The sequence below is a fragment of the Planktothricoides sp. SR001 genome, assembly GCF_001276715.1.
In the GTDB taxonomy this organism is placed as follows: Bacteria; Cyanobacteriota; Cyanobacteriia; order Cyanobacteriales; family Laspinemataceae; genus Planktothricoides; species Planktothricoides raciborskii.
Genome location: NZ_LIUQ01000092.1, coordinates 1 through 8,735, shown reverse-complemented (window position 1 = coordinate 8,735; position 8,735 = coordinate 1). Strand labels below are relative to the sequence as shown.

8 protein-coding genes and 1 pseudogene are annotated in these 8,735 nt (G+C 41.3%); 3 read left to right on the top strand and 6 right to left on the bottom strand.

All coding sequences use genetic code 11. The features are described from left to right. Positions 1–788: 788 nt before the first annotated feature. From AM228_RS27695 to AM228_RS27690, 3 genes are all read left to right on the top strand, one after another. Positions 789–1,586, top strand: coding sequence for a DUF928 domain-containing protein (locus AM228_RS27695; protein ID WP_054470157.1), 798 nt, complete (start codon positions 789–791; stop codon positions 1,584–1,586). Between the two features lie 304 nt (positions 1,587–1,890). Next, the gene (locus tag AM228_RS33790; RefSeq protein WP_156332118.1) at positions 1,891–2,049 is read left to right on the top strand and encodes a hypothetical protein; all 159 of its coding nucleotides are present in this window, start codon (positions 1,891–1,893) and stop codon (positions 2,047–2,049) included. Then, the gene (locus AM228_RS27690; protein WP_054470156.1) at positions 2,015–4,516 is read left to right on the top strand and encodes a CHASE2 domain-containing protein; all 2,502 of its coding nucleotides are present in this window, start codon (positions 2,015–2,017) and stop codon (positions 4,514–4,516) included. The genes AM228_RS33790 and AM228_RS27690 overlap by 35 nt, the downstream gene beginning before the upstream one ends. A 167-nt stretch (positions 4,517–4,683) precedes the next feature. On the opposite strand, the gene AM228_RS27685 is transcribed toward AM228_RS27690, so the two are convergent. From AM228_RS27685 to AM228_RS30425, 6 genes and pseudogenes are all read right to left on the bottom strand, one after another. Then, positions 4,684–5,022 (bottom strand): multidrug efflux SMR transporter, encoded by a 339-nt coding sequence (locus tag AM228_RS27685; RefSeq protein WP_054470154.1) that lies wholly within the window; start codon positions 5,020–5,022, stop codon positions 4,684–4,686. 9 nt (positions 5,023–5,031) lie between these two features. After that, complete coding sequence (locus AM228_RS27680) at positions 5,032–5,568, bottom strand: YqeG family HAD IIIA-type phosphatase (RefSeq protein ID WP_054470151.1); 537 nt, start codon at positions 5,566–5,568, stop codon at positions 5,032–5,034. Positions 5,569–5,612: 44 nt separating this feature from the next. Further along, the gene (locus AM228_RS27675) at positions 5,613–6,539 is read right to left on the bottom strand and encodes a decaprenyl-phosphate phosphoribosyltransferase (protein ID WP_054470149.1); all 927 of its coding nucleotides are present in this window, start codon (positions 6,537–6,539) and stop codon (positions 5,613–5,615) included. 82 nt (positions 6,540–6,621) lie between these two features. Continuing rightward, entirely contained in the window at positions 6,622–7,257 is a 636-nt protein-coding gene (locus AM228_RS27670; RefSeq protein WP_054470146.1) for a bifunctional 2-polyprenyl-6-hydroxyphenol methylase/3-demethylubiquinol 3-O-methyltransferase UbiG, read from the bottom strand. Positions 7,258–7,386: 129 nt separating this feature from the next. Continuing rightward, positions 7,387–8,430 (bottom strand): annotated as a pseudogene (locus tag AM228_RS27665) (glycosyltransferase 87 family protein); the annotation flags it as partial. A 170-nt stretch (positions 8,431–8,600) separates the two neighbouring features. Then, a partial coding sequence (locus tag AM228_RS30425) for an HNH endonuclease (protein WP_197285439.1) occupies positions 8,601–8,735 on the bottom strand: 135 nt, incomplete at its 5' end.

Sequence of the window (8,735 nt, the reverse complement as noted above, 5' to 3'; positions counted from 1 at the left end):
GGGCAAAGCATTCCGGTAAATAAATTGTCGTTTGGATATTAATTTAACTGCGGTCATGCTTTGCCCCTACGAAAATTTACAGCAAGGGCAAAGCATTCCGGTAAATAAATTGTCGTTTGGATATTGGTTTAACTGCGGTCATGCTTTGCCCCTAAGAATGGCAATGTGAAGGTGGCAAATTGCTACTTTCTCCGGTTTTTGGCAGTGAGTGACGACCGATTACGGTGATGGTTAAGTTGGCTGCTACGTTTAGAGGAGCAAAAATTTTACAAGTATTAATGATTGTGGTCAGCACCGCGATCGCTCTAAGCGTCAACCCCTGGGCTACTTGTTAAGGATTTGGGCTTTTTGCTGCGGTTTTGGTTGCTGGTGATTGAGAATCCTGTGGAAATTCTCTGACTTGGGTCAGGAAAGAAATGTCCGGGAAATTACGCAGCAGTGTTGTAGAAACAACGGAGGATTTTACAAAAACTTTACAAAAACTTCATAAAACCTCCTGAAGAATACGCAAATATGACACTAATCTCAGGGGGGCTGGGCATCCATAGATCGGATTATGTTTTTTCGCCTAAATGTAAACCTACAGTATAATAAGTATAATATCTGGGGCAATATGGGACAAAAATATTCCGATCGCTTCCAGAGGCATGAACCGGGCTGAAATGGAGAAGTTCGGATCTATGTGATGAGAAGATTGGCGAAATCCTGGGGCTGAGTTAATATTTTTTAGTTGTATAAGCGTCAATATTGAAACAGATTAGTCACAGTTTTGCAGAGGTTTTGAGCTTATGGCTGTAAATCAATCTCTAATTTCTCTAGCAGGCTTTTCTCTAGCCAGTTTTTCATTAACTACGCTTCTGGGTGGTTTGCCAGCCCAGGGACAGATGAGTTCTGGAGGGGCGATCGAACCTCAAATTACCGCAGGGGTGACGTTTGAACCCCCTGGAGACGAAACCTTGAAAAATTCACAAGGGGGAGCGACTCGCGATAGTGGTTATTGTCCTATTGATAGTTCTACTGATAGTGTGAACTCGGCTCGGTCGGTGGTGCCTTTGATGCCCAAGAATCGTGCGGACGGTTTGACGGTGAGCGATCGCCCCGCCTTTTTTATGTATGTGTCTTCCGGTTCTGCGGAACAAATCTTTTTTACCCTGAAAGACCAGAACGAAGATTATTATTACCAGAAAACGGTGTCCGTCCCTGAAGGTGCCAGTATTGTTAGCGTTCAGCTTCCAGAGGATGCCCCACCCTTGGAAGTGGGAAAAAATTATCAGTGGACTTTTGTGGTGGCTTGCCAAATGCCAGTGCGACCGGATAGCCCAATTGTGACTGGTTGGGTGACGCGGGTTACTCCTGACTCGGTGGGTCTGAATCTAAATTCTACCCGCCATCGGGTTAACGCCACTCCGTCCCTAGAAATGGCCCAGTTATATGGATCGGCTGGGGTTTGGTTTGATGCGCTGACCACTTTAGCCCTGTTGCGCGATCAAGAACCAGAAAACTATACGGCGGTCTGGAAGGAGTTTCTAGCTTCTGTGGGCTTGGAGGCGATCGCCTCTGAACCACTGATGCTCGATCAAAATTAGCCTTCGGGAATTAAAAATTTAGGGATCATTTAGGGATCATAAGGATCATGGTGATTCTCCGATCGCTGATTGTGGCAAACTTATGGTTGCAATTTTTTGCAATGCTGGTTTTGGCAAATCCGACTTGTCCTTACACAGGCCGGATTTTTTATTGCGAAATCCTATAATCGAGTCCTTTGAGCCAAGATTTAATCAATAAGCGAATACATTTTCTCTGGCGGATCGCTCGTTAATCCTGATAGGCTAAATCATGGGTATGAATATTAAATTAACCTCAGATTAAAGGTTAAAACAAAGAAAGTGCATGAAAAGTCAATCAGGGCTATCTACAGAATCGCTTTCTGGCAATGATCCCTGGATCGCTGATGCCCTATTTTATCGGTTGTATCGGGAATTATGGGAAATTAATTCTGAAGTGGAGAGGATTTATGTTGCCTTGCCAAAAAATCAAGCGCCAAATTGATAAGTTATGGCAATGGCGGACCGTATTGATGGTGACTCCTACTGTAGCCGCTTTTGTGATGGCAGTGAATGCGACGGGATGGTTACAACCTTTGGAATTAGCCGCTTTGGATCTCTTGTTTTGTCTGCGTCCGCAGGAAGCACCGGATTCCCGAATTGTGATTGTCACCATTGATGAGCCGGATATTCGCTATGTGGGACAATGGCCGATGCCTGATGCTGTACTATCTGAATTAATTGAGAAGATTAAACAACAGCAACCCCGGGCGATCGGCCTTGATTTTTATCGAGATTTACCTGTTGAACCGGGCAATCAGCAATTAATGAAAACCTTTAAATCAACTCCCAATTTAATTGGGGTAGATAAAATTATTGGGGATGTGGTTGAACCCCCTCCAGTTTTAGCAGACCTGGATCAAGTTGGAATTGCTGATTTAATTTTGGATTTCGATGGCAAGGTGCGGCGGGTTTTAATGTCTCATAAAGATCGGCAAAATCAAACGCGGTTAAGCTTAGGGGCGAAGCTTAGTTTGATGTATTTGCAAGGAGAAGATATTGCTTTAGAGATGGTTGATGGGAAAAAGATGCATTTGGGCTTGGGCAAAGCTTTATTTATTCCATTTAGTGCTAATTATGGCGGCTATGTGGGCGCCAATCCGGGGGGATATCAAGTGATGCTCAATTATCGCGGCAATGTTGCAGATTTTTACACCGTTTCTCTGACGGATGTCCTGACTAATCAGATTCCTCCGGATTTAATTCTCGGTGAAAATAGTGAGTTTCCTCTGCGCGATCGCATCGTATTAATTGGCACAATAGCTCCCAGTATTAAAGATTTTTTCTTTACTCCCTATAATAGCAGTTTTTTGGATAATTCTGACCCGATGCCTGGAGTGTTTATCCATGCTAATTTAATCAGCCAAGTAATCAGCGCCGCTTTAGATGGGCGTCCATTAATTAAAGTGTGGAGTCAAGTTATTGAAAAAATCTGGATATTTTTCTGGTCTTTGATTGGCAGCAGTTTAGTTTTGCTTTTTCGCCGCAGTAGTCCGGTTAAAAAGCGGTTAACCTGTCGAGTGATTGTGAGTTTAATTTTAGCGGTAAGTAGTATTATCTTGATGGGATATGCTGCTTTTTTGAGAAGTTTATGGATTCCGATTGTTCGCCCTTTACTGTCTTTAACGGGTTCGGCGATCGCCATGATTGTTTATCATCAGCAACAGTTACACCGGGAAAATGAAAAAAGACTCGCCCAATTTTTAGAAGCGGTTCCGGTGGGTATTATTGTCGTTGATACCACAGGACATCCTTATTTTGCCAATCAAAAAGCTAAAGAAATTTTGGGCCAAGGAGTCATCTCTAATGCAACTTTTGAGCAACTTGCAGACGTTTATCAAAGTTATATTGCCGGAAGCGATCGCCTTTATCCTACAGAAAATTTGCCCCTGTTTCGAGCTTTGCAGGGAGAATCAACTAGCATTGATGATATGGAAGTGCATAGAAATAACCAGATTATTCCCCTGGAAGTTTGGGGAACTCCTATCTATGACGAACTAAGAAGTATAGCTTATGCGATCGTCGCTTTCCAGGATATTAGTGAACGAAAAAAAGCCGAGGCAGACCGCAAAGCCTTTACGGAACAACTTCTCAAATTAAATAAATCATACCAGCGTTTTGTCCCCCATCAATTTTTGCAAATTTTAAATAAAAATAGCATTATTGATGTGGAATTGGGGGAAGCAGTACAGAAGAAAATGACCACCTTATTTTCTGATATTCGGGATTTTACCAGCTTATCAGAAAATCTTTCCCCTGAAGAAAACTTTCAATTTATCAATGCTTATTTATCCTGCATGGAACCGGCCATAAATCAAAATAATGGCTTTATTGATAAATACATTGGCGATGGGATTATGGCATTATTTCCTGGCTCCCCTGATGATGCGGTCAAGGCGGGAATTGCCATGTTACAACAACTCAAAATTTATAATCAAAAACAGCCCATTGGCACAAAACCAATCCGCATTGGCATTGGCATTAATACCGGATCAATGATGTTAGGAACGGTTGGCGGCATCAACCGCATGGATAGTACCGTAATTAGCGATGCGGTCAACTTAGGTTCACGAGTCGAAACTTTGACAAAAACTTATGGGGGGTCTCTGTTAATTACCCAATATACTTTATTAGAGTTAGCCGATCCAAGTTTATATCATATTCGCTTAATCGATCGCGTCACAGTTAAGGGAAAATCCCAGCCTGTCACGGTTTATGAAGTTTTTGATGGGGATGCACCAGAAGTTATCCAAGGCAAATTAGCCACCCGCACGGAATTTGAAAAAGCTATCTTACTTTATCACCTGGGTTCTTATGATGAAGCCGAGGATTTATTCAAAAAATGTCTTCATATCGCTCCATTAGATGTAACCATTAACTTTTATATAAATCGAATTAAAAGTCATCAATAGTTGCCCAAGGTAGCATAGCAATTTATCTGTATTCCCAATCATAAGGATTAGCAATAATGTAGCCAAATTTGCCATATTATGATAATTTACATTAATTTTTGGGATTTTTTTGCTATTATATACTATGTTGATGGGCGAATTAATTTTGTGCTTTAATTTGTCAAAAATTACCAAATTTTGCCCAAGGATATTGCCGAAATACCCCCGATCATTAAACCAACTCCCATCCATTGGATAAACGTTACTTTTTCCTGGAGAAAAAACATTCCTGATATGGTCGTGGCAATCAAGGTTAATCCAATCACCGTGGGATAGGCAACGGATAAATTAAACTTACCGAGAACCAGAATATAAAAAACTGTACCGATCGCATACAGCCCCAGTCCACCAATTAAATAAAGATTCAAGGGATTTTGACCCGTTCCCATTTTTAAGAGAACTTGACCGCCAGTATTCAGTCCAACGGCCAGCAGGATAAACAGGCTAAAAATTAAATTATTTACCATGAGACAACTCTAATTATTTTCAATATTTTCATACATTGGATCCATTTGCCAAAGTTCATAGTTTGATGGATATGGTTTTTGGACCCATTTACCGATTAATTTTTCCCACCAGCGAGGTGGGTGAGGCAGACTGGCTACTTGAATCCTCGGACAACCGACTATCCATGCACCGATTATATCCGTATGCAGGCTATCTCCGATGACTAAAACTTGCTTTGCTTTTAGCTGCATTTGGGCGAAGGCTTTCAAAAAAGCAAAAGGAAAGGGCTTTCTGGCCGGACTAATGGCTGGAATATCCAGCCTTGCCGACCAGCTTTTGACTCGATAACGCCGTTTACCATTGGATAAGATAAAAAACTTAAGTCCTTGTAATTTAGCTTTCTGAATCCATGCTTCTGCGTCGGGAGATAAATAGCGATCGTCTTCGGAAACGATGGTATTATCTAAATCCAGGATAATCCCTTTGATGCCACGATCGATCAATAAATCAAGCTCAATGGCAGCCACTATCGGAGATGATTTTCGGGGAAACTGATTTTTCCTCATGGTTGATTTAATTGGTTTCTGCTTTCATGGGACGAGATCGACAACTATGTGATGATTCCCTGGCGGTTTAAATACATAATGATAAAAGTGGTCATTACCCAACTCAAAACTGTTAATCTAATCGGGAAGTCTTTTAATAACACTTCTTCCGGTCGCTCGGTTTCCCCACCTGTTTCAGCTTCATTTTTATCGATACTAGAAATTTCTCTAGGGTCACTGAGTAATTGATAACGAAACATCCCATAGAGGACAAAGGGTAATGTTAACATCATCCAAGGGGTTGATGCTCCCTTGACAATCGGGCCAGCGCTCCAAATCGCATAGGTAATAATCGCTCCATTGGTGACGACGCTTTCCATGCGTAGCAACAAATTTAAGGAATAACGTCGCAATACAGCCCTGGTTTTTCCGCCTTTTATTTTGAGTAATCGTAGTTCGGCTTTGCGCTTTTCTATGCCTAAAAATAACGCCAGCATCGCGGTACATAACATAAACCAAGGAGATAAAACAATTCCCGTGGCTGCTGCCCCGGCACAAGCACGCAGGACAAACCCAGCAGCGATCGCCATGACATCAAGAATTACTGTGTGTTTTAGCTTGAGGTTGTAGGCAATTTGCAGGATGGCGTAGGATAAGATGGTTGCGCCCAATAAAGGCGATCGCAGCCAGCCCAAGATTAAGGCACCTCCTAACAGAATCGCTGCCATGGCGATCGCTACGGGAATCTTGACTAAACCAGCCGCAATGGGGCGATTACATTTTACGGGATGGCGCCGGTCTGCTTCTACATCGGCAATATCATTGAGTAAATAGAAACTACTCGATGCGCCACAAAACAACGCCAGTGCGAGCAAGCTACCCAGGAGGGATTGCTGATTAATACTAAACGCAAACAGTGGAGCGGCAAAAACGATCAGATTTTTTGTCCATTGTCTTGGTCGTAGCGCCTTTAAATATGCTGCAATTTTCATCTTAATTTATTTTGAAAGCATCAATTGTATTCATCTATTAAATCAATATAATTTTGCTAACTATTACCGTAATTTGCCCCTTTTATTCTTTTTCGCATAAGAGCAAATAATGAGCGTATAGGGGATGTTTAAACTTGGTTGATAATTGCACGGTAAAGCCCATTTTCTCTATCTTTTTTGTCAAATTATTAGCGCCAATAAAATGCAATTTGTCAAACTTGGTCATTAACTTATCGTGAACCAAGTTCCAGTAATATTTAAACGCGGGGCGATCGTCCATATCTTTAATCACCAGTTTGCCGCCTTGGGGCAGAATATTATGGATGGTTTTAATTAACTCATCTTGCTGTTCATAAGTCACATGATGCAGCAAATCCATCAGAATTATACAGTCAATGCGATCGACATTGGCCACATCACTTTCTGCGAGTAAATTTTTCTCAAAAAATTTGACATTGGGGATATGTTGGGAAATTGTTTGAGCGATTCTCACTCTTTTGCCATTTAATTCGCTGCCGATTACATGGCGATTTTGGCCGGTTTGGGCTAGGTAAATATCCAAAAGACCATAACCGCATCCCACATCCACAATATTTCCCGATGTTGGGACAAATTTAGCAATTTCCTCAAGGGGTAAGATCAGAATTCTGAGGTAATTGTACAAACGAGGCAGGATTAGGGGGTAGCTATTGATAATAGAGATTATTTGTTGATTCATTTTTTTTCCTAAAAGATATATATAGGATAGGGAAAAAACTTAATACGATTGAATGGTTTTCAGCATTTATATCTACCTCAGTTAACCTTGGTTATATTGAGAAGAATAAAGCTGTAAATTAACTTTTGATTAATTCATGGTGAGTGAAACTTCGTTTTGTTGAAACCTCCTAGAATATTTGAGCGATATTGTAATTGCAATCACACTGCCAATCAATAATATAAAAGCGCCTAAGCTAACTAGCAAGCTTCCTTGAAATATCACAACATCAGGATGATAAATTCCTGTTATTTGAGCTAAGTTTCCATCTCTAAATATCATTAACAATCCCGGTAACAACAACAGCCATGTAAGTCGTGAACAATATAAAGATAAAATCGCAACCGGGCTTAACCAGACAGCATCATAAGTATGTAATGGCATCACAAAGAAGGTGGATGATAGCATCGTAATTATCCATAAAATGGGAGGATCCCATTTTTTTTGAAGAGGCAACTGAAGCTTTTCCCAATCCCTGAATGTGATTCCGAATACTCGCATTACCAATCCCATGACTAATCCGACAATTACAGCCATCAAAATAAATTTTGGTGAAGATAACTTTTCATAACCGAAGTAGTCGAGTAAATTAGATAAACCCGTCAAATCTGGGGGCAAGTTTGCTGAAAAATTTGAGTCTGAAGAATAACGATTCAAATTAATCAGAAAACCCTTGATGTTTTGCCCAATACCACTAAAAAGAAAAGCTATTCCACTACTAGCTATAGATAACAATACAGCCAAAACCACTATCCTAAAGTAACCTCCGACAAGCAAAGATATAAAGAAAACCAGCGCTATCTGAGGTTTCAGAGATAATATGTACAAACCCAACACAGAAAGTAGTAGTGATGATTGCCTCATCCCGTACAAAGCTAATATGAACCCAAAGGTAGATAGAATACTGGTCTGTCCAATAGATATTACAACAGGAGTTGCCTGTAGCAAATAGCAGTAAGTTGCGCCCAGATATAAGCGTGGATCCCTCAAACAACATATTTTCCAATCATAGAGCAGGAGTCCAGTTATGGCAACTATTCCAAACAAAGCTAGGTAGTTAGCTAGGCGCCACAAGAACTCCGCCACTGAAAAAGGGAAAATACTGAACGCCACTGATATACAAGACCAGGATGGCGGATATACCCAAAAATGAGTATTTGGACCCGGCCCAAATACTGCTAGATAAGATGCTTTAAATTAGGGGTCGATGGGGGAATCACTCCCCCCACCTCCCATTCAGAACCCAGCGTGCCACTTTCACGGCACTAGGCTCCTACCTATGTTGGCCCCTTACATGGGTACGACTACCAGAGTGGCAGTTCTTCCTCCCGATGTCCTTGGGTGCTCCCGTCATATCTTGACTTTAAATCGTGACAATGAGCGTGAAGCAATTGCAGGTTTTTGTATTCGTCCTTTCCGCCTTGGCTTCTAGGAATGAT